Here is a 25,086-nt window from a genome sequence, read left to right as displayed (position 1 = left end):
AATTATCATCACGCTGCACAGCGTCTTCGATACGCGGCGGGGCCGCTACTCAGTCCGAACGGTTGGTTTTTGCACGATGAACACCGATTGAAAACCGATTGAAAACCGATTGAAAATCGATTGAAAACCGATTGAACACTGATCAAATTTTCTAAGTTTTTCAGAAGAGCTACCTTAGAGAAAAAATTCAGAAAACTTAGTTTTCACGGAATGATTTTGGTCTTGCTCTTGGCCGCCAGCAACTGCACCAGCAGCTGGTCACGCTCGGCGGCAATGCCGGCAGAAGTCTTGCCGCTCATCTGCTCTTCTACCCCAGCGCGAATCTGTGCCTTGAGCGCAGCGGTGATGGAAGGCGCTCCCAGATCGGCCCACCAGCTTTCGATGGGCGGCCCCAGGTGATCCAGCATGTGGCCGATGCCGCCCTCTCCGCCTGACATGTGCAGATTGAGATAAGGCCCCATCAAAGCCCAGCGCAAGCCGGGACCGTAGGCGATGGCCGTATCGATGTCCTCGGTGCTGGCCACGCCCTGTTCGACCAGGTGGAAGGCCTCGCGCCACAGGGCGGCCTGCAGGCGGTTGGCGATGTGGCCCTTGACCTCCTTGCGCACGTGGATGGCCTTCTTGCCGATGGCGGTGTAGAAATCCAGCGCAGCCTGCACCGCCTCCGGTGCGGTCTGCGCACCGCCGATCACTTCCACCAGCGGGATCAGGTGCGGCGGGTTGAAGGGATGGCCCAGCACCACCCGGCCGGGATGGCGGCAGGCGGCCTGCACCTTGCTCATCAGCAGGCCCGAGGAACTGGAGGCCAGGACCACATGCGCCGGCAACGCGGCATCCATGCGCCGGAACAGGTCGATCTTGAGGTCTTCGCGCTCGGGGCCGTTTTCCTGCACGAAGTCCGCGCCCTCGAGCGCCTCTTCCAGCGAGGCCGAGAAACGCAGCCGCTCAGGGGAGGCACCGGTTGCCAGCCCCAGCAACTCCAGGCTGGGCCAGTGACGCGCCACGGCGGCACGCAACTTCACTTCCGCCTCCGGCATCGGGTCGGTGGCCGAGACCTCCAGCCCCCGCGCCAGGAAATATGCCGCCCAACTGGCCCCGATCACGCCGGTGCCCACCACCGCTACCCGGCGCACCTCCTGTTGACCGGCCCGAGCGCCGCTTGCTGATGCTTGCATCTGTGTCTCCTTTGTTGATGGGCTTCAATGAAGCCGGGTTCGTTATGAATATTCTTGATAAATCTCGATTTTATTCGAGGTTTTAGCACGAGATTTGCATGGGCATTCGGCTACGATTGGCATCAAAGCACATAAACAAATTCCCGGATATGAATCGGGATCAACTCCGGGTCACGCCATGTTTCTCTATCTTCCTTTCCTGCTGGCCTTCCTCACCGTGTTGGGGATTGCACTCGGCTGGAAATCACTAAGCAACAAGCTATGGTTGGCAAGCACCATCGTCACCCTGTGGTGGTTCAGCCAAACCGCCCAGGGCCCCCTGGGTTTCATCTTGTAATGGCACCGTCTCATGGACCGTTCCGTTGTCTTCACCCCACGCGAACCCGTGCTGCCGGGCGGGATTTTCCTCAATTGCCTGTGCCTGCTGGCCATCAGTGGCTACCTGGGCCTGCTGCTGTACCTCCAGTCAATGGCGCTGTTGCCTGGCACCCCGCTACGCCAGCTGCAGTACACCGGCATCATCCTCACCGGCATCGGCTTCCTGCGCAATCTGCGCTTCGGGATCAAGAGTGCGCATTATGGGGTAGCGCTGGTGGGCGCGCTGCTGACCGGGCTGGTGGCCTTGCGCCAGATCTCGCTGGAAGCCCTGGCCGGGCAGACGCCCACGGGACCGCTGTTGCAAGGCATGCATTTCCATACCTGGATGGCCCTGTTTTCACTGACCGCAATCCTGACCATTGCAGCCCTGCTGGGTGTCAAGAGTGCTGAATACCCGGCGACGCTGCTGCTGCTGCAAAGCGCGGAAAAGGAAAATGAACCACGCCGCATCCCGTGGGGCAGGATAGGTGCAGGCACCATCTTCGTGCTGCTGGCCGGTGCGCATCTGGTGGCCAGCATGGGCGACTGCGGCCGGCTGGTCTGTGACGAGGGGCTGATCGATCTCCTGCAATTGCATTCGCCACCCCCACTCAAGCCCTGAAAAAAAAACGGCGCACGCCTGCCGTCAGCAGGGGTGCGCCGGTCAATGACGGCTCAAGACTATCGTGGCCCGCACGCCAACCACGCGTGCCGGGCCAGGGGACTACACGGACATCAGAAGCGGTGCTGCATGCCCAGGGTCATGCCGAACTGGCTGTTGGAGAAGCCGACGTCATCCCGCGACAGGCCCACCAGCTGGTTGTTCTTGGCCTTGGCATAGGCCGTGCTCAGGTACAGGTCGGTGCGCTTGGACATCGCGTACTTCAGGCGCAGCGAGTACATGATGGGATCAGCATCGTTGGCCACGTTCTTGATGTTCTGGTAGTAGATCGCACCGATCACGCTCATGGCCGGCGTGAACTTGTACGTCACGCCGCCCCAGATGAAGTCGCTGCGCTGGTCGGCAGCGCCGCTGGCCAGGGTCTTCTTGTAGTAGCGATAGCCGAGGTTGAACTTCCAGGCATCCGACAGCTGGTAGCCGGCGGCCAGGTGGGCGCTGGTGGCGCGGTCATACTGGGCGTTGGTGGTGCTCACGCTGTTGTTGCGGTCATAGGTCGCGGCCACGCTGAACGGACCCGAACCCCAGCCCAGGCCGACACCGTACTTGGCACCGTTGCTGGTCTCGCCGGCCACTTCGCCGAAGCCGTACATGGCACCGACCTTCACGCCCGCGAACTCGCCCTGGTACTTGACCAGGTTGGACACGCCGGTCGGCATGCCGTCCTTGCGGCCACCGGTGGCACCGGCCGAGGTCACCCAGGAATAGTTGGCCGAGTAGCCCATCGGGTCGAACGGCAGGATGAAGTCATAGGTGGTGGAGAAGGAACGGCCCACCACCACGCGGCCGAAGCCGCCTTCCAGGCCGACGTTGGACTGGCGGTTGAAGAGCTGGTTGGAATCGCCGTCGAAGGCGCCGTTATCCAGCTTGAAGCCGTTTTCCAGCTGGAAGATGGCTTTCAGGCCACCGCCCAGGTCTTCGGTACCACGGAAGCCGATGCGCGAGGTGTTCATGGTGCCCGAACTGAGGCGCACCAGGCTGTTGCCGGCAGCATTGGCATTGGTGACATATTCCACGCCCGAATCGATCAGGCCGTAGACGGTAACGGAAGTTTGCGCCTGCACGGAAGTCGTGGCGAACGCGGCGAATGCGGCCAGCATGCTGGCGGCGAGGTGATTCCTTTGCACTGAGGTCTCCTTGGTTGAAAGCGTTGGATGGCGTCGGCACGGCCGTGCCGTGCGACGTCTTCTGTTCATGCACCCGGTGTGCTCCTGATGGCTTTTCCGGGTGAGCGAGGGGATGGCGGGTAGCCTTGCTCGCTGGTTTTCATCGATGCGATGAACCGTCAAAAAACTAAGTTTTTCCGAACGGGAAACTTAGACATCCCGTTCGGCCACCTTAGTTTTTCAGAATGCCCACAAGGCCTGTTCCGGCAGCGACAGCCAGTATTCGCCCTGGTCCAGGCGCTGCGGGGCGTAGGCGCGCAGGCCGACCGAACCGGCCGGTCCGCCCTCGACCTTGAACAGGCATTCCCAGCGGTCGCCCAGGTACATGCAGGTCGAGAGCGGCAGGCGAATCGCATTGCCGGTCTGCTCACCCGCGATGCGCACCTGCTCGACCCGGATGATGCCGGTGAGCTGCTCGCCGGGCTTGGCATCCTCGCGTCCGCGCAGGGTCGCTACCGCCGTGCCGCCATCCAGCTTGACGGTCACGCGGTCGCCCTCGCGGCTGACCACCTCGGCCGCCAGCTTGTTGTTGCTGCCCATGAATTCGGCGGTGAACAGGGTATTGGGGGTCTGGTACATGCTCTGCGGCGTGCCCTGCTGTTCGATGCGGCCATTGTTGAGCAGCAGGATGCGGTCGGAGATGGCCATGGCCTCGCCTTGGTCGTGGGTCACCATCAGCGCCGACAGGCCCAGGCGCACGATCAGTTCACGCAGGAAGGCGCGTGCTTCCTCGCGCAGCTTGGCGTCGAGGTTGGAGAGCGGTTCGTCCAGCAGGATCACCTGCGGGTTGTAGACCAGCGCACGGGCGATGGCCACGCGCTGCTGCTGACCGCCGGAGAGCTGGTGCGGATAGCGTTCGCCCAGATGGCCCAGGCCCAGCTGGGACAGCACTTCCTTGACGCGCTTGGCGATCTCGGCCGAGGGTGTCTTGCGCAGCTTGAGGCCATAGGCGACGTTGTCGGCCACGGTCTTGTGCGGCCACAGCGCATAGGACTGGAACACCAGGCCCAGATTGCGTTCTTCGGCCGGCATCTCGAAGTTGCGTGCGCCATCAAAAACGCGGCGGGTGCCGATGTCGATGGTGCCGGCCTTGGGCGATTCCAGCCCGGCCACGGCGCGCAGCAGCGTGGTCTTGCCGCTGCCGGAGGGACCCAGCAGCGCCACCACTTCGCCGCGCTGCAGTTGCATGGAAACACCCTTCAGGATGGGGTTGGCGGAGGCGCCGGTGCCATAGTCCAGGTGCAGGTCGTTGACGGAAAGTTCGGTCATGATGATTCCTCAGGATGCTCTTGCTGTATCGGGAGGCCGGCACCCTTGGTACCGGCCGTGCTATCGGTGCAGGTCAGTCGTGCAGCTTGACGCCGAAGCGCAGCGCAATGCCCAGGCCCACGGCCACCAGCGTGATGTTGATGAAGGACAGTGCAGCCACCAGTTCCACTGCGCCGGCAGCCCACATGGAGACGATCATCGAGCCGATCACCTCGGTACCGGGCGAGAGCAGGTAGACACCGGTGGAGTACTCGCGCTCGAAGATCAGGAACACCATCAGCCAGGCGCCCACCAGGCCATAGCGCACCAGCGGAATGGTGACGTCACGCGTGACGCGGGAGCGCGAGGCACCGACCGCGCGGGCGGCTTCTTCCAGTTCCGGGCCGACTTGCAGCAGGGCGGTGTTGATCAGGCGCAGGCCGTAGGCCATCCACACCACCGAGTACGCCAGCCAGACCGAGAAGATGGTCGAACGCAGGCCGCGCAGGGCGGGGATGAAGCTGTCGACCAGCCACAGGGCGATGGGGTTGTCGATGCCCTTCAAGGCCGAGTCCAGCAGCGAGGGCACGAACAGGAACACCCACAAGAAGGACAAGCCGGCCAGCAGGCCCGGCACTGCACGCGGCACCAGCACGCTGTAGTCGAGGAAGCGCGTCACGCCATCCTGCTTGCGGTGCATGGCCAGGGCGATGGCGGTATAGCAGGCCACGGCCAGGGCGCCGCCGATCACGCCGATCAGCACCGTGTTGATGATGCCGCGCACCAGCGAGGGTTGATCCCACACGTTCAACAGGTTCTCAAAGGTCAGCACGTCCAGCAAGTTGACGCCATCGCCCCAGTGCGAAACGAAGGTGCGCAGGCCGATGCCCGAGAGCGGGATGATGACCGTGAACAGCAGCCAGCCGGCGATCAGAGTGAACGCCACCCAGCGCCACTTGCCCAGCGGCAGCGCCTTCTGGCGCGCGCCCTTGCCCTTGATGGCGACGAACTTGTTGGCCGAGCGCAGCAGCCAGCGCTGCAGCATCACCAGCGGCATGGTCACCGCCACCAGGCACACGGCCACCGCCGCCATCAGGTGATACGAAGGCGTACCCAGTTTGTTGGTGAGCTTGTAGAGATAGGTCGGCAGCACCAGGTGGCCTTCCGGATCGCCCAGCACCAGCACCAGGCCGAACACTTCAAAGCCGAGGAAGAACACCAGCACGCCGGAGTAGGCCAGTGCCGGGGTAATCATCGGCAGCGAGACGTTGAGCGCGACCTGCAGCGGCGAGGCACCGGCCACGCGGGCTGCTTCTTCCACATCCGAACCCAGGCTGCGCAGGGCGGCCGAGGCATACAGGTAGACGTGCGGCACGTGGGTCAGGCCGGCGATGATGACGATGCTGGTGAAGGAATAGATGTTCCAGGGATCGCCCTCGAAACCGAACACCGACAGCAGGTTCTTGACCCACACCGTGTAGAAGCCGACCGGTCCCATCGAGACCACGTAGCCGAAGCCGATCACCATGGGCGAGACGAAGATCGGCACCATCAGCGCGGGAGCGATGAAGCTGCGGCCCGGCAGGTCGGTACGCACCATCAGGAAGGCCAGCATGCCGCCCAGCGGCACGGCGATCAGCGCCAGGCCGGTGGCCAGCGTGAGGCCATTGACGAAGGCCTGGCGGAAGTCCGGGTCATCGAAGATGAAGCGGTAGGAATCGAAGGTCAGCGTCTTGACCGGCGCGAAGAACGGGGCCGACAGGAAGCTTTGATAGAAGATCAGCAGCAGCGGCACGAAGATGGCCAGGGCTGCCAGCAGCACGACCAGGCCGCGCGGCCAGTTCAGCCGGAAACGGCGGGTCGGCAGGGCTGGCTCGCTGCGCGGTAGCGTTGTGGTGGTTTGCATGGTGCGCCTCATGAGTGGGCAGATGGATCAGGACAGGCAGGGAAGCGGCCAGGGCCGCGCTCCGGAACAACGATGTTGCAAGGTGCTGACTTGCACCCCGTTCGGACTGGGCAGACCCGCAGGGTCGTATCGAAGGCGTGACGCCCTTGGCACTGCGGACTACCCGGCCCGTGACAGGATGAATCTAAAAAATTTACTTCTTGGTGGCTTCCTTCCACTGCTTCAGGAAGTCCAGACGCTTCTTCTGATCCAGGTATTCCAGCAGTTCGGTGGAGACCGGCATGGGCTTGAGCGACGCACCCAGCTGCTTGGTCAGTTCGGCCGAGGTGGTGGCTCCGGTCACATCGCCACGGATGGCGAACAGCTGCGCATCATTGGCGATGATGGTCTGGCCGCGCTTGGAGAGGATGTAGTCCACCCACAGCTTGGCGGCATTGAGGTTCTTGCCGGCCTTGTTGATGAAGATCACGCGCGAGAGCACCAGGTTGTAATCCTTGGTGAAGGCCACGCCGATGGACGGGTCCTTCTTGGCGCGCACCAGGGCGTAGGGGCCGAGGATGTTGTAGCCGATCAGGTTTTCACCCGAGGAGATGCGCTCGAGCATGGTGCCGGTCGAGGATTGCACGCGCGCAGCCACGCCGCCCATGGCTTTGGCGAAGTCCCAGAAATGCGGGTTGTGCTTCAGGTCATAGGTCATCAGGCTGAAACCGACGCCGGACTTCTCGATGTCGTAGGTGGTGACCTTGTTCTTGAATTTCTCCTGCTTGCTGACCAGCAGCTTGGTGAACTCGTCGTGGGTGGTCGGCACTTCGGCCTCAGTCACCAGGCGCTTGTTGTAGACGATGGCAGCCGGCTCGAAGGTGGTGCCGTAGGCGGTGTCCTTCCAGTTGGCCCAGGTCGGCAGGGCCGCCGCTTCCGGCGACTTGTAGGCCACGGCATAGCCTTCGGAGGCCAGCTTGACCTGCAGGTCCATGGAGGAGGACCACATCACGTCAGCCGTGGCACCACCGGCGGCGGCTTCGGAGATGAAGCGGTTGTAGACTTCGGTGGAGTTCATGTCGTTGTACTCGACCTTCACGCCCGGGTAGAGCGCACCGAAATCCTTGATCAGCGCTTCGGCCGCCTTGGAATCGGTGGTGCTGTAAATCACGACCTTGCCTTCCTTCTTGGCCCCTTCGATGACCTTGGCGTAATCGGCGGGATAGCCGGCGGGGGTGTCGGCATGGGCCACACCGCTGAAAGTGACGGGCAAAGCGAGGGCCAGGCCGAGCGCAATGCTCAGGCGACGTTTGTGCAACATGGATTCTCCTTGATGATGAAACGGACCTTGCGCCGGCCCGGCTGCAGAGCACGCCTGACGGCGTGTGCAACCTGGCTGATCAGCGCACCAGGCCCAACTCCTGGGACTGCCTGCGATAACGCGCAACGGTCTGCGCGATGTAATCCGAGAGCGGCTTGCCGGTCATGGCAAAGGGTTGCAAGCCACCGATACTGCGCTGGCGATCGAATTCGGGATCGGCCAGTACCCGGTCGAAATACCGGACCCAGCGCCGGTAGTCCGCCTCCGGCGCATGCGGGCTCATGTAGAAGCCGCGAATGATCGGCCACACCACCTCGTAACCCTGTTCGCGTGCGGTCGGTATTGCCTGCAGCGGGCCCGGCAGGCGTTGCTCGGACAGCACCGCCAGGATGCGCACCTTGCCGTCGGCGATGAAGTAGGCGGCTTCCGAGGTGTCGCCGGAAATCACCTGCACGTGCCCGGCCTGCAAGGCGGCAAACGAATCACCGCCGCCTTCCAGCGCCACGAAGCGGAACTGCCTCGGCGTAAAACCGGCTTGCTGCGCCAGCAGCGCCATCTTCAGCCAGTCCTGGCTGCCCACGGTCCCGGACAAACCCACGGTCACCGCCGACGGATCCTTGCGGATCGCTTCCAGCAACTGCTTCAGGTTGCGCCACGGCGCATCGCCACGTACCGCGATCATGCCGTGATCGATGCCGATCCCGGCCACCCAGCGCACGTCGCCCACATCGGCGGGGCCATATTTGCCTTGCGCCAGGCTCAGCAGCGAGCCGCCCGAAAACGCCACCAGCGTCTCCGGCCCACCGCGCCGCTGCGAGACCACCGAACTCCAGGCCACCGCCCCGATGCCACCGGGCAAATACGCCACCTTGAAGTCCTGCTTGCCGCCCTCTTCCTGCATGGCCTGGCGCAACAGCTTGCACGAGGCGTCCATGCCGCCGCCCGGCTTGGCCGGGACGATGCACTCGGCCGCCAGCGCGCACGGCATCGCACAGGCCAGCAGACAGGCGGCCAGGAAGCGAACACAGTGTTGCCAACGATGCGAGCGGTCCGCCTTCATGGCGGTCAGCAGCAGAAACGGGAGGCGGGAAGAACGGTACGGACGGGTCCGGACCCAAGGGTGGTCATGATGTGTCTCCGGCTTGGATTTTTTGATATGGGCGCATCGTACAAGAAAAGCCTTTCAGCCGGCTTTCAGCCAAGCTGTCAGTGTGGGATCAATGCTACGCAGTTTCCACAATGGCCGGATGAGGACGTTTCAAAGGCGGCGGCCCATCTGTTAGCATCCGCGCTGGAGACAAGCCGTACCGCAACGTACAAGTAAAAGTAAAAGGGCCGCCGCATGCGCATCCTGCTGGTCGAAGACCATATCGAACTTTCCCGCTGGCTGTCCAAGGCCCTGCGCGACGCCCACCTGACGGTGGAGTGCGCGCACAACGGTGCCGACGCCGACAGCCTGCTGCTCACGCAAGACTATGCGCTGGTGATTCTCGACCTGACCCTGCCGCGCATGGATGGACTGGAAGTCCTCAAACGCATGCGTGCGCGCGGCAGCCGCACGCCGGTGCTGATCCTGACCGCACGCGGCGGCCTGGCTGACCGCGTCAGCGGCCTCAACCTGGGGGCCGATGACTATCTGGCCAAACCCTTCGAACTGGAAGAACTGGAAGCGCGCGTGAAGGCCCTGCTGCGCCGCTCGCAGAGCCAGGAAGCGGTGACCGTGGCGTGTGGTGCGCTGTGCTTCGATACGGTGTCGCGCACCTTCACCTATCACGGCGAACTGCTGGCACTGACCCCGCGCGAACACGCGGTGCTGGAAGTGCTGATCATGCGCCAGGGCCATACGGTCCCGAAGGACAAATTGTTCCAGCAGGTCTTTTCGCTGGATGACAATGCCAGCGTGGACGCCATCGAGATCTACATCCACCGCCTGCGCAAGAAGCTGGAACACGAGGGTGCCGGCCGCGTCGGCATCACCACCCTGCGCGGCCTGGGCTACCTGCTGCAGGCCGCGTAATGGCGCAGGCCACCCGCCGACTGGGCAACCTGCGCAGCCAGCTGGTACGCTGGCTGCTGATTCCGCTGACGCTGCTGGTGGCGCTGGACGCGGTCTCGGTCTACTACAACGCGCTCGAAGTGGCCGACCTGGCCTATGACCGTTCGCTGCTGGCCTCCACCCGTGCGCTGGCCGAGCGGGTCTCCATCGTCAATGGCCATGTCACGGCCGACGTGCCCTACGTGGCGCTGGACAGCTTCGAGACCGATACCCTGGGCCGCATCTACTACAAGGTCACGGGCCTGAAAGGGGAACTGGTGTCCGGTTACGAAGACCTGCCGCCGGTCCCCGCCAACGTCAAGCGCTCGGAAGTCTATCCGGCCCTGGTGCGCTTCTACCAGGCCGACTATCACAACCAGCCCATCCGCATCGCCGCGCTGCTGCAGCCGGTGTATGACGACAGCATGCGCGGCATCGCCCTGATCCAGGTCGGCGAAACCATGGAGGGCCGCAACGGCATGACGCGCAAGATCCTGTTCGACACGCTGTGGCGACAGGGCACGCTGGTGAGCGTGGCGGCGCTGCTGGTGTGGTTCGCGGTGCGCTTCGTGCTGCGTCCGGTGATGCAGCTCAAGGGCGAGGTGGAGTCGCGTGCGCCGACCGACCTGTCCGGTTTTGATCCGGCACTGGTACACAAGGAAATGCGCCCGCTGGTGCAGGCCATGAATGGCTACATGGGCCGGTTGCAGGCCCTCATCAGTGCGCAGCGGCGCTTCATCGCCGATACCTCGCACCAGTTGCGCACGCCGCTGACGGTATTGAAGACCCAATCCGAACTGACCCTGCGCGAACTGCGCCGCACGCGGCTCGACCCGGCCGAGCTGCGCGAGCTGGTGGAGGGCATGGCCCGCACCACCGATTCCGCCGTACATCTGGCCAATCGCCTGCTGACTCTGGCGCGCGCCGAACATGGCGCGGCCGAGGGCGGTACCATGCGCGTCTCGCTCACCGATGCCGCACGGCAGGTCGCGCTGGAGTTGTCGCAGCAGGCGGTGGCGCGGCGCATCGGGCTGGCCTTCGAGGAAGAGGGCGACGTCGGCATCGAAGCCAATGCCCTGCTGCTGCATGAACTGATGGTGAACCTGCTGGACAATGCGATCCGCTATACGCCCGTCGGCGGCCAGGTCACTTTGCGCGTGCGCGCCATGCGCCGTCCGGGGCAGCCGACTGCGGCCCTGCTGGAGGTGGAAGACAACGGCCCCGGCATCGCCGAGGCCGAGCGCGCCAAAGTGTTCGAACCCTTCTATCGTGCCGGGGCCACCCAGCACGTCAACCCGGGGGGTACCGGGCTGGGGCTGGCCATCGTGCGCGAGATCGCCGCCATGCACAGGGCCAGCGTCACGCTGGATGCCCCGGCGCAAGGCAGCGGGCTGGTGGTGCGCATCGCGTTTCCGGGTGTGGTCGAGCTGCGCGCCTGATCACCAGAGTTAGTTCAGAATTGTTCCCAATCCCCGTCACCGGCCGGCGGCGCCTTGCTGCTGGCCTTGGCAATGGCGGCGTTGGCGGCCGTCTTGGCCGGCAAGGCGGGGACCGCGACGGCTGGCGCGGGCGGTGCGGCGGCGGGCTTCTGTGCCGCTGGCTTGGGAGCGGCGGGCTTGCTGGCCACCGGCTTGGCGTAGGCAGTCGCAGCCCCCACCGCCGCATGCTGGCTATCCAGCCGGAAGATGCTGACCGTCTCTGACAGCCGGTGCGATTGCTCCTGCAGGGATTGCGCAGCGGCCGCCGCTTCCTCGACCAGCGCGGCATTCTGCTGCGTGACTTCATCCATCTGCGCGATGGCGCGGTTGATCTGCTCGATGCCGGCGCTCTGCTCGTTGCTGGCGGCCGAGATCTCGCCGACCACGTCGGTGACGCGCCTGACGCTGGCCACCACTTCGCTCATGGTGCTGCCGGCCTGCTCAACCAGGCGGCTGCCGTTGTCCACCCGCGTCACCGAATCATCGATGAGGGCCTTGATCTCCTTGGCGGCCGATGCGCTGCGCTGGGCCAGGGTGCGCACTTCGGAGGCCACCACCGCGAAGCCGCGTCCCTGCTCGCCGGCACGGGCGGCTTCCACCGCCGCGTTCAGGGCCAGGATGTTGGTCTGGAAGGCGATGCCGTCAATGACGCTGATGATGTCGACGATCTTGCGGGAGGCATCATTGATCTCTCCCATGGTCTGCACCACCTGCCCCACCACGCTGCCGCCCTGCACCGCCACTTCGGAGGCGGTGGCGGCCAGGGTGTTGGCCTGGCGGGCGTTGTCGGCATTCTGCTTGACGGTGGAAGTCAGCTCTTCCATGGCCGAGGCGGTTTCTTCCAACGAGCCGGCCTGCTCTTCGGTGCGCGAGGACAGGTCCAGGTTGCCGCTGGCGATTTCCTTCGACGCGGTGGTGATGGCATCGGTCCCCTGGCGGACCTGGGTGACGATGCGGTGCAGGTTCTCGTTCATGGACTTCAGTGAGGCCAGCAGGGTGCCGGTCTCATCCTTGGTGGTGGCCTCGATGCGCACCGTCAGGTCGCCCTGCGCCACCGCACCGGCGATGCTGACGGCCTGGTTGAGCGGACCCGTGATGGAGCGCGTGACCAGCCAGGCGGCAGCGACGCAGATCAGGATGGCCGCACCCGAGAGCAGCAGCATCAGGCTGGTGGCGGAACTGGCGGTCTGTTTGCCCTGTACCACGCTCTCGTCCATCATGGTCTTCTGGTAGGCCACGAAGTCATCGAGCGCCTTGAGGTACTTGTCCTGGACGGGCACGACTTCCTTGAAGAGCAATTCGGTGCCCTCTTCCTTCTTGTTCTGCTTGATCAGTTCCCGCAGCTTGTCACGCGAGGGCGTGTAGGCATTGCGGGCATCCATGACCATCTTGAGCATGTCCTTGTCGCGCGGGCTGGTAAGCAGTTTCTCGATCTGCGCCAGCGCCTTGCCGGTCTTGGCGCTGAAGGACTGTCCCTGTTCAATGTACTTCGCCGATTCCTCGGGCGTGCGGCCGAGCAAGGCATCGCGCAGGCTGCGTACGGCACCATTGACGTTGTCACTGATGTCACTGGCCAGGGCGATCTTCTGGTAACGGTCCTCAACGATCTCGGCGGTGGACTTCTCGACCCGGTTCAGGCTCTTGAGCGCGATCCCCGTGATCACGCACATCACCCCGATGAGCACGGCGAAGCAGACGGCCAGCCGGACGCTGATCCTGATATCTTTGATGTTCATACTTACCCCCTTGTTGGCTGTGAAGACATGCATGTCTTTCTGTCAGCAAATTGTTGGCGGAATGCAACGCCGCACTGGATCGCCTGACGCATGAAAAAAGCGCCGGACAGCAGATGCTGAACGGCGCTTTTGGCCAATACTTGAGAAAACAGGGTGAGGTCCGGAAGACGGACCTGGCCCCTGAGCCTGCGATAGTTAGTTCAGAATTGTTCCCAATCCCCGTCATCGGCCGCCATGGCCTTGCCGCCGGCCTTGGCGCTGGCTGGCGCGGCCGGTTTCGCGGGCAGGGCCTTGGGTGCCGGCACGGGTGCTGCCACAGCGGCCTTGGCCGGTGCGGCCGGCGCGGCGGCCACCGGCTTGCTGCTGGCCTTGGGCGGCACCGGCTTGCGCGCGGGCTGCGCACGCGGCATCTCATGGTTGCTGAGCTTGAAGATGCTCACCGTTTCCACCAGGCGGCCCGACTGTTCCTGCAAGGACTGGGCGGCGGCGGCGGCCTGTTCCACCAGGGCGGCATTTTGCTGGGTCACTTCGTCCATCTGCACGATGGCGTGATTGATCTGCTCGATGCCGTCGCTCTGTTCGTTGCTCGCCGCCGAGATCTCGGCCACCACGTCAGTAACGCGGCGCACGCTGGCCACCACTTCGCTCATGGTGGCACCGGCCTGTTCCACCAGGCGGCTGCCGTTATCCACGCGACTGACCGAATCATCGATGAGGGCCTTGATCTCCTTGGCCGCGGACGCACTGCGCTGGGCCAGGGTACGGACTTCGGAAGCCACCACCGCAAAGCCGCGTCCCTGCTCACCGGCACGGGCCGCTTCCACGGCGGCGTTCAGGGCCAGGATATTGGTCTGGAAGGCGATGCCATCGATGACGCTGATGATGTCGACAATCTTGCGCGAGGCTTCGTTGATCTCGCCCATGGTCTGCACCACCTGCCCCACCACGCTGCCGCCCTGCACTGCCACGTCGGAGGCGGTCGCGGCCAGGCTGTTGGCCTGGCGGGCGTTGTCGGCATTCTGCTTGACGGTGGAGGTCAGTTCTTCCATCGCCGAGGCGGTCTCTTCCAGCGCCCCGGCCTGCTCTTCAGTGCGGGACGACAGGTCCAGGTTGCCGCTGGCGATTTCGGAGGAGGCGGTATTGATGGTGTCGCTGCCGGTCCGTACTTCGCTGACGATGCGGTGCAGGTTCTGGTTCATGGCCTTGAGCGAAGCCAGCAGCTTGCCGGTTTCGTCCCGGGTGGTCTCGCCGATCTGTACCGTCAGGTCGCCTTGCGCCACGGCGCTGGCCACGTCCACCGCTTCATTGAGCGGCCGCGTGATGGAACGCGTGACCCACCAGGCTGCCAGCACGCACAGCAGAATGGCCACGGCCGACAGTTCCAGCATCAGGGCGATGGCCGAATCGCTGGTCTGCTGGCCTTCAGCCACGCTTTCATCCATCAGCGTTCTCTGGAAGGCGACGAAGTCGTTGAGGACGTCGAAGTAGCGGTCCTGCTTGGGAATGACTTCATTGAAGAGCACTTCGGTGGCCTCTTCCTTCTTCTGCTGAAGGATCAGCTCGCGCAGTTTGTCGCGCGACGTGCTGTAGGTGGCACGCGCGTCCTGGATGGCCTTGAACAATTCCTTGCCGCGCGGCGTGCTGATCAGTTTTTCGATCTGGTTCATGGACTCCGTGGTCTTGGCGCTGTTGGCCGCACCGCGGTCGAGATAGCGCTTGGCCTCGTCGGGGTTGCGTCCCAGCATGGCATTGCGCAGGTTGCGCGCGGCCGAATTGACGTTCTCGCGGATCTCCATCACCAACGCGATCTTCACGTAGCGGTCCTCGACAACAATGCGCGAAGCCTTGCTGATGCTGTGCAGGCTCTGCATCCCTACGCCCGCGATCAGGCACATGACCGCGACCAGGATGCCGAAGCAGGCCGCCAGTCGTGCGCTGATCCTGATGTTCTTGATGTTCATTCGTGTTCCCCGATGGAGTGTGAAAGTGCTGGTGAGCGCAGTCTGGCTGCGGGCGCGTCATCCAGCCATCAGGGATATCCTGATGCGCGCGGACAACACGCAACATGCGATTGCCGCAAGGCAATCCGATTGGCCGTGCCCAAAATGAAAAAAGCTGCCGTTCAATCTTCTTGAACGTCAGCTTTTTGTCAGACTTGAGCCTGCGGGATCAAATTCTCATGGCTCGGCTCGCATTTACTTCACACGAACGTCCCGATGGCCGCGATCACCGCCTCCCGCACCGACCCGCTGACCACGAAGCCATGCGCGGCCTGCACGTCGTCGTGGAACCAGCGATCGCCATCCAGACACGCAGGAATCTGGCGGCGGATCTCGTCATAGGCCACCTGCGTACCCTGTCCCAGCTTGAAGTCCTTGAGCAAGTCCTCGGTCATGGTCAGCGCCTGCGCCGCCAGCAACATTTCCACGCCGACGATGTATTGCGTGTTCTGCACCACCGTCATCGCCTTGCGGGCGCACCAGGTCGAGTTGGAGATGTGATCCTCGCTGTTGCCCTTGGAAGGGATGCTGTCGACGCTGCCGGGCATGCACAGGGTGCGGTTTTCCATCACCAGCGAACTCATGGAACACTGCACCACCGGATAGCCGGTATTGACGCCGCGCACGCCGCTCATCAGGTTGCGCGGCAATCCCCACGACAGGGTCGGATCGATCAGGCGCGCGATGCGGCGTTCGCAGATACTGCCCAAGTCGGTGATGGCCATGGCCAGCAAGTCCATCGCCTGCGCCAGATACTGGCCGTGGAAGTTGCCGCCGGAAATGATTTCGAAACCTTCGCCGTCTTCCTTGTTGAAGATCAGCGGATTGTCGGTAGCGGAGTTGGTCTCTTTCTCGATGATGGTATCGATGTAGTCGAGTGCATCGAATACCGGACCATACACTTGCGGTGCGCAACGCAGCGAGTACACATCCTGGATGCGCGCGGTGTAGGGGATATCGGTGCGGCGCAATTCATCGGGCAATTGCTCGGCGCGCGCTTCATGCGTGGTACGGGTGGAGCCCTGGAGCAGCGTGCGGATGACTTCTGCCGTCTTGATCTGGCCCGCATGCGGACGCGCCTGCTGGATACGCGGATCGAAGGCCGACATCTCGGCCCGCATCGCTTCCAGCGTCAGCCCGAGCGACAGGCAGGCATCGGTCAGCAGATGGCGCGCATCGTGCGCGGCGAGGATGGCGACGGCCAGCGAAGCGGTGCAGCCATTGATGAGGGCCGAGGCATCCTTGGCCTTAAGATCAAATTTGACCGAACCTATCCCGGCCTGCTCGATGGCTTGGGTGGCGCGCATGCGCTGGCCCTGATACATCACTTCGGCTTCATCAAACCCGGCAATGGCCGCCGCCAGGTAAGCCAGTGGCGCGAGATCGCCGGAAGCGCCGACCGATCCCTTCTGCGGCATGATCGGATGGATACCGGCATTGATGAAGGCCAGCAGGCGATCCACCACTTCCACGCGCGGCGCGGAATAATTCGATGCAAACGCATTGGCCCGCAGCAGCATGGTGGCGCGGCTGACTTCTTCCGAGAACGGCTCGCCGATACCCGCGCTGTGCGCACGAATCAGCTGGGTCTGGAACAGCTCGATATGCTCGACCTTGATGCGCGTGTCCTTGAGCAAACCGACGCCGGTATTGAAGCTGTACATCATGGGTGCTTCATCGTGCATCCAGGTGCTTTCGATGTAGTCGCGGCTTTGCTTGAGGGCCGTTCGCGAAGACTCGGCCAGCGCCACTTTCAGGTGAGGTGCGCGGGCCACGCTGACGACTTGCGCAGCGGTGAGGTTGAATCCGTCGATGGTGATGGTGGACATGGAGACTCCGTAATCCTTCATTGGAAAGCCTGAGCGCACTCAGGGCTGGAATTGTTCGACCAGATGGCTGAAGACCTGCGCAGCGATGCAGGCGTCCTCGGTGCTCATGGTTTCGTCGGGGTGATGGCTGATGCCGCCGTTGCCACAGCGCACGAACAGCATGGCCACCTCGCCCAGCGGTGCCATGGCCATGGCATCGTGCCCGGCCCCGGAAGGCAGGTGGCGCACCGGCCAGCCGGCCGTCTCGATGGCTCGCGCCAAGGCCGCCTGCAGGCGCGGCGCGCAGGGCACGCTGGCCGCCTCATGGGTCTGGCGCAAATCGATGCCGACCTGGCGCCGCGCGGCAATGCGCTCGATCTCGGCGCGCACGTCGGCTACCGCCGCCAGACGGTCCGCATCCTCCTCGGCGCGGATGTCGATGGAAAAACTGGCCAGCCCCGGCACCACATTGGCCGCGCCCTGCACCACCTCCAGGATGCCCATGGTGCCCACCAGCCCCGGCTTGATGCCGCAGCGCCGTTCGATGTAAAGCCCGATCTCGGCTGCTGCCATCGCCGCATCGCGACGCAAATGCATGGGCACCGTACCGGCATGCCCGGCCAAGCCGCGCACCTCGGCCATGAAGCGGCTGGCCCCCGAAATCGCGGTAACTACGCCCACCGGCAAACCCTCGTTGAGCAACAGCGGGCCCTGTTCGATGTGCACCTCCACAAACGCCGCCACGGAAGCGGGCGACCACGCATCCCCTGCAATCCCGGCCGGATCCAGTCCGGCAGCCCGGATCGCCTGGCGCATGCTGATGCCCTCGCCATCGACGTTCTCCAGCACGGCCTGGTCGAAGGTGCCGGCCACGGTGCGGCTGCCCAGCAGGGTGGCCTTGAAGCGCACACCCTCTTCCTCGGCAAATCCGATCACCTCGATGGGAAACGCAAAACGCTTGCCCGCACGATGCCATTGGGCAATGCAGGCCAGCGGCAGCACGATGCCCAGGTTGCCGTCGTACTTGCCGGCATTGCGCACGGTATCGAAGTGCGAACCGGTCACCAGCGCCGGACGATGCTCATGTCCGGGCGCAGCCTCGTAGCGGCCGATCACGTTGCCGGCGTTGTCGCGCCGCACGCGCAGGCCGGATTGCTCCATCCAGCGCGTCAGCTCGGCGGCGGCGGCCTGGTGCGTGGGGGTGAGATAGGTCCGGGTCAGCATGCCTGGGGCTTCACTGTGCTGCGCCAGCAGCTCGGCCCACTGCATCGCTTGCTGGCCGGCCTGCTGGCTGGACAGGTCCATGGCGTTCATCGCGTCTCCTCTGCTCGACCGGCTCCGGGATGGAGCGGGACTCGAAAATTTTCGTGTTTTTTATTGTATTCAAAAATTGTATGCAATATAGTGATCTCGCGCCACCGCGACAAAAAAGATCACCTGCGTTGGCAACATTTCAATAAAACAAGTCAAGGAGACAACGGTGAGCAAAGTATTCAAGTCCCTGTTCGGGCAGGTGGTGCTGGCGCTGGTGGCCGGCATCGTCATCGGCCTGCTGTGGCCGGACTTCGGCCAGAGCCTCAAACCGCTGGGCGACGGCTTCATCAAGCTGATCAAGATGATCATTCCGGTGATCGTCTTCTGCGTGGTGGTGCAAGGCATCTGCGGTGCCAGCGACCTGAAGAAGGTCGGCAGCGTGGGCGTCAAGGCCATCATCTATTTCGAAGTCGTCACCACCATCGCCCTGCTGCTGGGCCTGGTGCTGGCGCTGGTGGTCCACCCCGGCGCGGGCATGAACATCGATCCCAGCAACCTGGATGCCAGCAGCCTGTCGGGCTACATGGCCAATGCCGGCAAGGTCAAGGAGACCGGTTTTGCCGACTTCATCATGAAGCTGATCCCGGCCACCGCCGTGAGCGCCTTCACCTCCGGCGATGTGCTGCAGGTGCTGCTGATCTCGGTGACCTTCGGGTGTGCGCTGCTGCTGATCGGTGACAAGGGCGCACCGGTGGTGGCGCTGGTGTCGTCGCTGTCGGATGCCTTCTTCAAGTGCATGTCCTTCTTCATCCGCCTGGCACCGCTGGGCGTGCTGGGGGCGATTGCCTTCACGGTCGGGAAGTACGGCATCGGCTCTCTGAAGCAGCTGGCACTGCTGGTGCTGCTGTTCTACGGCGCGGTGATCTTCTTCGTGCTGGTGGTGCTGGGCGGCATCCTGCGCGCCAGCGGGCTGTCCATCTTCAAGCTGATCCGCTACCTGCGCGAAGAGCTGGTGGTGGTGCTGGCCACCACCTCCTCGGACAGCGTGTTGCCGCAGATCATGAGGAAGCTGGAACACATGGGCATCAAGAAGTCCACCGTCGGCCTGGTGATCCCGACCGGCTATTCCTTCAACCTGGATGCCTTCTCGATCTACCTGACCATGGCCGCGCTGTTCATCGCCCAGGCCACCAACACGCACCTGTCCTGGGGTGACCTGGCGGCGATCCTGGCCATTGCCCTGGTGACCTCCAAGGGCGCACATGGCGTGCCCGGCTCGGCCATCGTCATCCTGGCAGCCACGCTGACCACCATCCCGGCCATCCCGGTCGTGGGCCTGGTGCTGGTGCTGTCCATCGACTGGTTCATCGGCATCGCCCGTGCGCTGGGCAACCTGCTGGGCAATTGCGTGGCCACCGTCGTCATCGCCAGCTGGGAAAAGGATATCGACAAGCAACGTGCCCGCGCCGTGCTCAATGGCGAATACGTGACGCCGCTGGCCGAGGAACTGCCCGTCATCGACCTGCCGGGCGTGGCCGGCAACCCGGCCCGGGCCTGAGCCCGCCGATGGACGCAGGGGAAGCGGAATTGGCTGGCCATCGTTGCACTGGTTACAATGGAGCGCCGCCGCAGGGCGGCCTTCCCAGCCACTCGTCCCCCCCAGCCATGACCGCTTCCGCCCCTGCCCCCGCACCCGACAGCTCCGACGCCATCGCCAGCGACATCGCGGCCAATATCGCCGCGCAGCGCCTGCCGCCCGGTGCCAAGCTGCCCGAAGAAGCCTTGGCGCGGGTGTACCAGGTCAGCCGCACCAAGATCCGCGCGGCGCTGGTGATGCTGGCCAAGGACAAGCTGGTGGACCTGATCCCCGACAAGGGGGCCTTCGTCAGCAAACCCACGGTGGAGGAGACGCGCAACCTGTTCTTCGTGCGCCGGGCGCTGGAAGCGGCCATGGTGCGCCAGTTCGTGGCCTGCGCCACCGAAGCGGATTACGCCCGGCTGGAAGCGCACCTGGAACAGGAACGCCAGGCCGTCAAGGATGACAACATGCAGGTACGCTCTTCCCTGCTGAGCGACTTCCACATCCTGCTGGCGCGCATCGTCGGCAACGACGTGCTGACCGACATCCTGGAAAAGCTGGCCGGCCGCAGCGCCCTCATCACCATGCTCTACCAGTCCACACGCGATGCCGCCTGCTCCAGCGAGGAACATGGCGCCTTCATCGCGGCGGCGCGGGCGGGCGATGTCGAGAAGGCCGTCGAACTGATGGAACACCACCTGCTGCATGTGGAACAGGCACTGGCCTTTGAACCCAAGTCCGGCCCGCGCAAGGATCTGCTGCGCGAACTCTTGTCATGAATTCGTCAGCCAGCGCTGAACGGGGTTGAAAAACTTAGTAAAAATTCATTTCCATTCATGTCAGTCCGCCTGCTGCAAGGGATAGCGGACGGTCTTACCGTACTCCGACTAAGTTTTCTTCACATCGGCCCGGAACCGCCCAAGTCTCGGGCAAGCCCGCATCAGACGGTGAAATCCCGCTGTATTCCACGGTTACCACCACGGCAGCGGGGTCCACACTCATGCACCGGTCCGGATGCCGTCCGTCACGATTGAACAGGGCCTGGTTCACCAAAATAATGATTTCAGGGATTCCACATGCTCAACTCCATCAAAGCCCGCATCCTGTTCTATACGATCGCCCTGCTGGTCGTCAGCCTGGCGGTGGTCGGGACGGTGTCCTTCTTCATCATCCAGACCGACAACGACCGCGCCATCGAGCGCAACGCCCAGGCCGTGGCCACCGGTTTCGGTTCCACCATCAATGAATGGGTGGCGGCCCGCACCGCCATGACGGTAGCCGCCGCCGAAGGCGTGCAGGGGGCCGATCCGGTGTTCGTCATCAAGCTGCTGCAGAAGAGCGGCGGCTTCTACGTCACCACCCTCGGCCGCGAGGACAAGACCGCCTTCACCTCGGCTGCCGAAGGCTTGCCGGCCGGCTATGATCCGACCGCCCGCCCTTGGTACAAGCAGGCGGTGGCGGCCGGCAAGCCGGTGCTGACCAAGCCCTACACCGACGTCGCCACCAAGAAGCCGATGGTCTCCTTCACCGCACCGGTGATGCAGAACGGCCAGCGCGTGGGCGTGGTGGCGGCCGCCATGTTCCTCGATGGCGTCTCCGAAGTGGTGCGCGCCATCCACCCGACCCCGGCCAGCTACGCCTTCCTGGTGGACCGTGACGGCCTGATGCTGGCGCACCCGGATGGCCAGTGGGTCAACAAGCCGGCCAAGGAGTGGAATGCCGAGCTGACCCCGGAACGCCTGCAGAGCCTGGCGGCCGATGACAAGGTCAGCGCGCTGCCACTGGATGGCGCGGCCAAGCTCATCAAGGGCATCCCCATCAAAGGCACCGAATGGACCCTGATGCTGGCCATGGACAAGGCCGACGTCACCGCCGGCATGCGCAATGCCACGCGCTCGGCGCTGATCGCGCTGGTGCTGGTGGCACTGGTGGCAGCGGGCATCATGAGCGTGATCACCACGGCGGTGTTCCAGCGCCTCTCGCGCGTGCGCCGGGCCATGGACAGCCTGTCTTCCGGCAACGGCGACCTGACCCTGCGCCTGGACGAAGACGGCAAGGATGAACTGACGCAGATCTCGCGCTCCTTCAACCAGTTCGTCAACCAGATCACCGGCATCCTGCAGGACGTACGCCGCAGCAGCGATACCGTCAAGATTTCTTCCACCGAGATCGCCAGCGGCAACCAGGACCTGTCGGCCCGTACCGAGCAGCAGGCCGGTGCACTGGAAGAAACCGCCTCGGCCATGGAGCAGCTGACCTCGACCGTGCAGCAGAACTCGGAAAGCGCGCGCCGCGCCAACGAACTGGCCGGCAATGCTTCCCGGATCGCTGCACAGGGCGGTGAAGTGGTCGGCAACGTGGTCTCGACCATGGAAGCCATCAATGCCTCCTCGCGCCAGATCGCCGACATCATCACGGTGATCGACGGCATCGCCTTCCAGACCAACATCCTGGCCCTGAACGCCGCCGTGGAAGCGGCCCGCGCCGGTGAGCAGGGACGCGGCTTCGCGGTGGTGGCTTCCGAAGTGCGTTCGCTGGCCCAGCGCAGCGCCCAGGCCGCCAAGGAGATCAAGCAGCTCATCGACAACTCGGTCTCCAAGGTGGCCGATGGCGGCGTGCTGGTGGCCCAGGCCGGGCAGACCATGGAACAGATCGTGGCCAGCATCCGTGACGTCAGCGTGATCGTCAGCGAAATCGCCCATGCCAGCAGCGAACAGAATGGCGGCATCCAGGAAGTGAACCTGGCCATCACGCATATCGACGAAGGCACGCAACAGAATGCAGCGCTGGTCGAACAGGCGGCAGCCGCTGCCAAGTCCTTGCAGGATGAGGCGCACAGGCTGTCGGTGCTGGTCGGCGGCTTCAAGATGTAGTGCAAGTCTCGTCACTCTGACGTGCCGACCTCGTCAGAATGACGAAAGCGCTGACACACCCCACGGCCGGCCCCGCGCGCAAGCGGGTCCGGCCGTTTGCGTTAAAATGGCCGACGCAGTCAGCCTCTTCCGTCCTCCCGCAGGCCGGGTCTGCCAGCCGCGCCGCCCCAGGGCCATCGACATGCAACATGATGAGCCCGCCGGATCTCCCGGGCGGCAACATGATGACCCGTCCCGACCATGATGAATCCTCTCTCTACCGCTCCCGCCCTGCTCTCGGCCCGTCTCAAGAATGAAACGGCCACGCTGCACGAGCAGATGCATGCCCTGATGGAACAGGCGCAACCCTTCGCCAGCCGCGCGCAGTACGTGCGCTTCGTGGCGGCGCAGTATCACTTCCAGCGCGATGTCGAACATCTCTTCGACGATCCGGCCATCCAGGCCGCCGTGCCTGACCTGCAGGTGCGCGGCCGCGAGGCCGCTGCGCTGGCCGACTTGGCCGACCTGGAGGCCGCGCCCGGTGAGGCCGTCATCGCCACCGGCAACGTGGCCATGCCTGAAGCCCTGGGCTGGCTCTACGTCTCCGAAGGCTCGACGCTGGGTGCGGCCTTCCTGCTCAAGGAGGTCAAGGACAAGCTGGGCCTGAGCGAAAGCTTTGGCGCGCGCAACCTGGCGGCCTACCCGGAAGGACGGGCGGTGGTCTGGCGCCGCTTCGTCAGTTTCCTCGATGCGCCCGGCCTCTCGGCGCAGGAACAGGATGCGGTGGTGGCCGGTGCCGCTGCGGCCTTCGAACGTTTTGGCGTGCTGTTGAAACGGCACTTCGCGCTGGACTGAGGCCATGGCGGACAGTCCGTCCCAACCGCCCCTGCCGCTGCCCTCCAGCCAGCTGGCCCCGCGCCGCACGCGCTGGCTGTGGCTGCTGCTGGCCTATGCCAGCCTCGGTGTCGGCATCGTGGCCATCTTCATACCCGGCATTCCGACCACCGAATTCGTGCTGCTCTCCGCCTGGGCCGCCGGCAAGGGTTCACCGCGCCTACAGCGCTGGCTGGAACAGCATCGCCTGTTCGGCCCGATGATCCACAACTGGCGCCACGGCCGCGTGGTGGCGCGGCGCGCCAAGATCAGCGCTTCCCTCATGATGAGCCTGTGCCTGGTCATCATGCTCTTCACCGTCAAGCGTCATTGGGTGATCGTGCTGGCCACGCTGGGCATGGCCCTGGGTGCGGCCTGGATGTGGTCGCGCCCGGAACGCGCGGAAGACGCCGAGCCCGGCGAGCGCTCATGAAAAAAGCCTGTCCCGCGCAAACGGGACAGGCTCTTCGTTGATGCACGTGCCAATCGGCGTCACGTGATCGACGACGACACCTTCCACAGATCCACATCGCCATCAGTCGCATGCTTGTCGATGCTGGCCAGTTCCTCCTGCGTGAAGTCCAGCTTCTTGACCGCATCCAGCGAATCGTCGAGCTGCTCGACGGTGCGCGCACCGATCAGTGCAGACGTGACGCGCGCATCGCGCAGCACCCAGGCGATGGCCATCTGCGCCAGGGTCTGGCCGCGCTTGGCGGCGATGTCGTTCAGGGCACGGATGCGCGCCAGGTTGTCCTCCGACAGCATGCGCTGCGGCAGCGACGGCGCACGCGTCACGCGGGCGCCTTCCGGCACGCCGCCCAGGTACTTGCTGGTCAGCAGGCCTTGCGCCAGCGGCGAGAAGCCGATGCAGCCCACGCCCAGTTCTTCCAGCGCCGGCAGCAGGCCGCTTTCAATCGTGCGGTTGAGCATGGAATAGTTGGGCTGGTGGATCAAGAGTGGCACGCCTTCGCTCTTGAGGATGGCCGCTGCCTTGCGGGTCAGCTCGGGCGAATAGGACGAGATGCCCACGTAGAGCGCCTTGCCCTGGCGATGCAGCTGGGCCAGCGCGCCCATGGTCTCTTCCAGCGGCGTGTCGGCATCGACGCGGTGCGAATAGAAGATGTCGACGTAGTCCAGGCCCATGCGCTTCAAGCTCTGTTCGCAGCTGGCGATGAGGTGCTTGCGCGCACCGCTGGGACCGCCGTAAGGACCGGACCACATCTGCCAGCCGGCCTTGCTGGAGATGACCAGCTCATCACGGTAGGGCAGGAAATCCTTGGCCATCCAGCGGCCGAAGTTTTCCTCGGCGGAACCGGCCGGGGGACCGTAGTTGTTGGCCAGATCGAAGTGGGTGACGCCACGGTCGAAGGCGCGGCGCAACACGGCGCGGCCGGTTTCGAAGTTGTCGACGCCACCGAAGTTCTGCCACAGGCCCAGCGAGACGGCAGGCAGCAGCAGGCCGCTGCGGCCGGTACGGCGGTAGGGCATGCGGCCATCGTAGCGGGAGGATTCGGCGATATAGCTCATGGGTCTCCTTGGAGAAATGTTCTGCGGGAAGAATCGAGGGGGAACTGCCTGAACTGCCACTTCCTGGGTGGTGTGCTGAAGTCTACGCTTCTCTCACTTATTCATTAAATGCA

General features: G+C 64.1%; 20 protein-coding genes. 9 read left to right on the top strand and 11 right to left on the bottom strand.

Features of this window, described 5'->3' with window-relative positions:
- Positions 1-203: 203 nt before the first annotated feature.
- Positions 204-1,175 (bottom strand): 3-hydroxyacyl-CoA dehydrogenase NAD-binding domain-containing protein, encoded by a 972-nt coding sequence (locus ACWHXP_RS22140; RefSeq protein WP_489635039.1) that lies wholly within the window; start codon positions 1,173-1,175, stop codon positions 204-206.
- 178 nt (positions 1,176-1,353) lie between these two features.
- On the opposite strand from ACWHXP_RS22140, the gene ACWHXP_RS22135 reads away from it, so the two are divergent.
- On the top strand, positions 1,354-1,512 hold the full coding sequence (locus tag ACWHXP_RS22135; RefSeq protein ID WP_204726849.1) for a hypothetical protein: 159 nt from the start codon (positions 1,354-1,356) through the stop codon (positions 1,510-1,512).
- Positions 1,513-1,524: 12 nt separating this feature from the next.
- On the top strand, positions 1,525-2,154 hold the full coding sequence (locus ACWHXP_RS22130) for a hypothetical protein (RefSeq protein WP_209569475.1): 630 nt from the start codon (positions 1,525-1,527) through the stop codon (positions 2,152-2,154).
- Between the two features lie 113 nt (positions 2,155-2,267).
- Here ACWHXP_RS22130 and ACWHXP_RS22125 read toward each other — a convergent pair whose 3' ends face one another.
- The 5 genes from ACWHXP_RS22125 to ACWHXP_RS22105 all read right to left on the bottom strand — a co-directional run bounded on the left by ACWHXP_RS22125 (position 2,268) and on the right by ACWHXP_RS22105 (position 8,891).
- The gene (locus ACWHXP_RS22125; protein ID WP_489635040.1) at positions 2,268-3,338 is read right to left on the bottom strand and encodes a porin; all 1,071 of its coding nucleotides are present in this window, start codon (positions 3,336-3,338) and stop codon (positions 2,268-2,270) included.
- A 219-nt stretch (positions 3,339-3,557) separates the two neighbouring features.
- A complete protein-coding gene (locus ACWHXP_RS22120; RefSeq protein ID WP_039783129.1) occupies positions 3,558-4,646 on the bottom strand; it encodes an ABC transporter ATP-binding protein in 1,089 nt (362 codons plus the stop codon).
- 73 nt (positions 4,647-4,719) lie between these two features.
- The gene (locus ACWHXP_RS22115; RefSeq protein ID WP_121041041.1) at positions 4,720-6,531 is read right to left on the bottom strand and encodes an ABC transporter permease; all 1,812 of its coding nucleotides are present in this window, start codon (positions 6,529-6,531) and stop codon (positions 4,720-4,722) included.
- Between the two features lie 193 nt (positions 6,532-6,724).
- Positions 6,725-7,831 carry an ABC transporter substrate-binding protein gene (locus ACWHXP_RS22110; RefSeq protein WP_489624099.1) on the bottom strand — a complete coding sequence of 369 codons (1,107 nt, stop codon included), beginning with the start codon at positions 7,829-7,831 and terminating at the stop codon, positions 6,725-6,727.
- Between the two features lie 79 nt (positions 7,832-7,910).
- Positions 7,911-8,891 (bottom strand): Bug family tripartite tricarboxylate transporter substrate binding protein, encoded by a 981-nt coding sequence (locus ACWHXP_RS22105; protein WP_489635041.1) that lies wholly within the window; start codon positions 8,889-8,891, stop codon positions 7,911-7,913.
- 282 nt (positions 8,892-9,173) lie between these two features.
- Between ACWHXP_RS22105 and ACWHXP_RS22100 the strand changes: the two genes are divergently transcribed.
- Both ACWHXP_RS22100 and ACWHXP_RS22095 read left to right on the top strand, forming a co-directional pair.
- Positions 9,174-9,848, top strand: a complete 675-nt coding sequence (locus tag ACWHXP_RS22100; protein WP_034331694.1) for a response regulator — start codon at positions 9,174-9,176, stop codon at positions 9,846-9,848.
- On the top strand, positions 9,848-11,305 hold the full coding sequence (locus ACWHXP_RS22095; protein WP_489635042.1) for a sensor histidine kinase: 1,458 nt from the start codon (positions 9,848-9,850) through the stop codon (positions 11,303-11,305). The genes ACWHXP_RS22100 and ACWHXP_RS22095 overlap by 1 nt, the downstream gene beginning before the upstream one ends.
- A 14-nt stretch (positions 11,306-11,319) precedes the next feature.
- Here ACWHXP_RS22095 and ACWHXP_RS22090 read toward each other — a convergent pair whose 3' ends face one another.
- The 4 genes from ACWHXP_RS22090 to ACWHXP_RS22075 form a co-directional block, all read right to left on the bottom strand.
- Positions 11,320-13,080, bottom strand: coding sequence for a methyl-accepting chemotaxis protein (locus tag ACWHXP_RS22090; protein WP_489635043.1), 1,761 nt, complete (start codon positions 13,078-13,080; stop codon positions 11,320-11,322).
- Positions 13,081-13,280: 200 nt separating this feature from the next.
- Positions 13,281-15,041 (bottom strand): methyl-accepting chemotaxis protein, encoded by a 1,761-nt coding sequence (locus ACWHXP_RS22085; protein WP_489635044.1) that lies wholly within the window; start codon positions 15,039-15,041, stop codon positions 13,281-13,283.
- Between the two features lie 239 nt (positions 15,042-15,280).
- Positions 15,281-16,909, bottom strand: a complete 1,629-nt coding sequence (locus tag ACWHXP_RS22080) for an HAL/PAL/TAL family ammonia-lyase (protein WP_489635045.1) — start codon at positions 16,907-16,909, stop codon at positions 15,281-15,283.
- A 39-nt stretch (positions 16,910-16,948) separates the two neighbouring features.
- Positions 16,949-18,202 (bottom strand): allantoate amidohydrolase, encoded by a 1,254-nt coding sequence (locus tag ACWHXP_RS22075; protein ID WP_402705505.1) that lies wholly within the window; start codon positions 18,200-18,202, stop codon positions 16,949-16,951.
- Between the two features lie 166 nt (positions 18,203-18,368).
- On the opposite strand from ACWHXP_RS22075, the gene ACWHXP_RS22070 reads away from it, so the two are divergent.
- From ACWHXP_RS22070 to ACWHXP_RS22050, 5 genes are all read left to right on the top strand, one after another.
- Entirely contained in the window at positions 18,369-19,700 is a 1,332-nt protein-coding gene (locus ACWHXP_RS22070; RefSeq protein WP_134223814.1) for a C4-dicarboxylate transporter DctA, read from the top strand.
- 107 nt (positions 19,701-19,807) lie between these two features.
- Positions 19,808-20,500 carry a GntR family transcriptional regulator gene (locus ACWHXP_RS22065; RefSeq protein WP_121041059.1) on the top strand — a complete coding sequence of 231 codons (693 nt, stop codon included), beginning with the start codon at positions 19,808-19,810 and terminating at the stop codon, positions 20,498-20,500.
- A gap of 297 nt (positions 20,501-20,797) precedes the next feature.
- The gene (locus ACWHXP_RS22060) at positions 20,798-22,594 is read left to right on the top strand and encodes a methyl-accepting chemotaxis protein (RefSeq protein ID WP_489635046.1); all 1,797 of its coding nucleotides are present in this window, start codon (positions 20,798-20,800) and stop codon (positions 22,592-22,594) included.
- A gap of 240 nt (positions 22,595-22,834) precedes the next feature.
- Positions 22,835-23,428: a biliverdin-producing heme oxygenase gene (locus ACWHXP_RS22055; RefSeq protein ID WP_375163931.1), complete on the top strand. Its 594-nt coding sequence runs from the start codon at positions 22,835-22,837 to the stop codon at positions 23,426-23,428.
- A gap of 4 nt (positions 23,429-23,432) precedes the next feature.
- Positions 23,433-23,879, top strand: a complete 447-nt coding sequence (locus ACWHXP_RS22050; protein ID WP_134223816.1) for a YbaN family protein — start codon at positions 23,433-23,435, stop codon at positions 23,877-23,879.
- Between the two features lie 59 nt (positions 23,880-23,938).
- On the opposite strand, the gene mgrA is transcribed toward ACWHXP_RS22050, so the two are convergent.
- Positions 23,939-24,973: an L-glyceraldehyde 3-phosphate reductase gene (gene mgrA, locus ACWHXP_RS22045; RefSeq protein WP_489635047.1), complete on the bottom strand. Its 1,035-nt coding sequence runs from the start codon at positions 24,971-24,973 to the stop codon at positions 23,939-23,941.
- Positions 24,974-25,086 lie beyond the last annotated feature (113 nt).

The sequence above is a fragment of the Herbaspirillum sp. Her2 genome (assembly GCF_057961375.1).
Note: the sequence above shows the minus strand (reverse complement) of the source record. Positions and strands in the feature narration are given on the sequence as shown.

What these genes read in the sequence shown, in the direction of transcription:
- ACWHXP_RS22130 (WP_209569475.1), top strand. Translation starts at nt 1,525, where the DNA reads ATGGACCGTTCCGTTGTCTTCACCCCACGCGAACCCGTGCTGCCGGGC.
- ACWHXP_RS22065 (WP_121041059.1), top strand. Translation starts at nt 19,808, where the DNA reads ATGACCGCTTCCGCCCCTGCCCCCGCACCCGACAGCTCCGACGCCATC.
- ACWHXP_RS22090 (WP_489635043.1), bottom strand. Translation starts at nt 13,080, where the DNA reads ATGAACATCAAAGATATCAGGATCAGCGTCCGGCTGGCCGTCTGCTTC.
- ACWHXP_RS22120 (WP_039783129.1), bottom strand. Translation starts at nt 4,646, where the DNA reads ATGACCGAACTTTCCGTCAACGACCTGCACCTGGACTATGGCACCGGC.
- mgrA (WP_489635047.1), bottom strand. Translation starts at nt 24,973, where the DNA reads ATGAGCTATATCGCCGAATCCTCCCGCTACGATGGCCGCATGCCCTAC.
- ACWHXP_RS22055 (WP_375163931.1), top strand. Translation starts at nt 22,835, where the DNA reads ATGATGAATCCTCTCTCTACCGCTCCCGCCCTGCTCTCGGCCCGTCTC.
- ACWHXP_RS22100 (WP_034331694.1), top strand. Translation starts at nt 9,174, where the DNA reads ATGCGCATCCTGCTGGTCGAAGACCATATCGAACTTTCCCGCTGGCTG.
- ACWHXP_RS22085 (WP_489635044.1), bottom strand. Translation starts at nt 15,041, where the DNA reads ATGAACATCAAGAACATCAGGATCAGCGCACGACTGGCGGCCTGCTTC.
- ACWHXP_RS22135 (WP_204726849.1), top strand. Translation starts at nt 1,354, where the DNA reads ATGTTTCTCTATCTTCCTTTCCTGCTGGCCTTCCTCACCGTGTTGGGG.
- ACWHXP_RS22075 (WP_402705505.1), bottom strand. Translation starts at nt 18,202, where the DNA reads ATGAACGCCATGGACCTGTCCAGCCAGCAGGCCGGCCAGCAAGCGATG.
- ACWHXP_RS22060 (WP_489635046.1), top strand. Translation starts at nt 20,798, where the DNA reads ATGCTCAACTCCATCAAAGCCCGCATCCTGTTCTATACGATCGCCCTG.
- ACWHXP_RS22115 (WP_121041041.1), bottom strand. Translation starts at nt 6,531, where the DNA reads ATGCAAACCACCACAACGCTACCGCGCAGCGAGCCAGCCCTGCCGACC.
- ACWHXP_RS22080 (WP_489635045.1), bottom strand. Translation starts at nt 16,909, where the DNA reads ATGTCCACCATCACCATCGACGGATTCAACCTCACCGCTGCGCAAGTC.
- ACWHXP_RS22110 (WP_489624099.1), bottom strand. Translation starts at nt 7,831, where the DNA reads ATGTTGCACAAACGTCGCCTGAGCATTGCGCTCGGCCTGGCCCTCGCT.
- ACWHXP_RS22095 (WP_489635042.1), top strand. Translation starts at nt 9,848, where the DNA reads ATGGCGCAGGCCACCCGCCGACTGGGCAACCTGCGCAGCCAGCTGGTA.
- ACWHXP_RS22050 (WP_134223816.1), top strand. Translation starts at nt 23,433, where the DNA reads ATGGCGGACAGTCCGTCCCAACCGCCCCTGCCGCTGCCCTCCAGCCAG.
- ACWHXP_RS22140 (WP_489635039.1), bottom strand. Translation starts at nt 1,175, where the DNA reads ATGCAAGCATCAGCAAGCGGCGCTCGGGCCGGTCAACAGGAGGTGCGC.
- ACWHXP_RS22105 (WP_489635041.1), bottom strand. Translation starts at nt 8,891, where the DNA reads ATGAAGGCGGACCGCTCGCATCGTTGGCAACACTGTGTTCGCTTCCTG.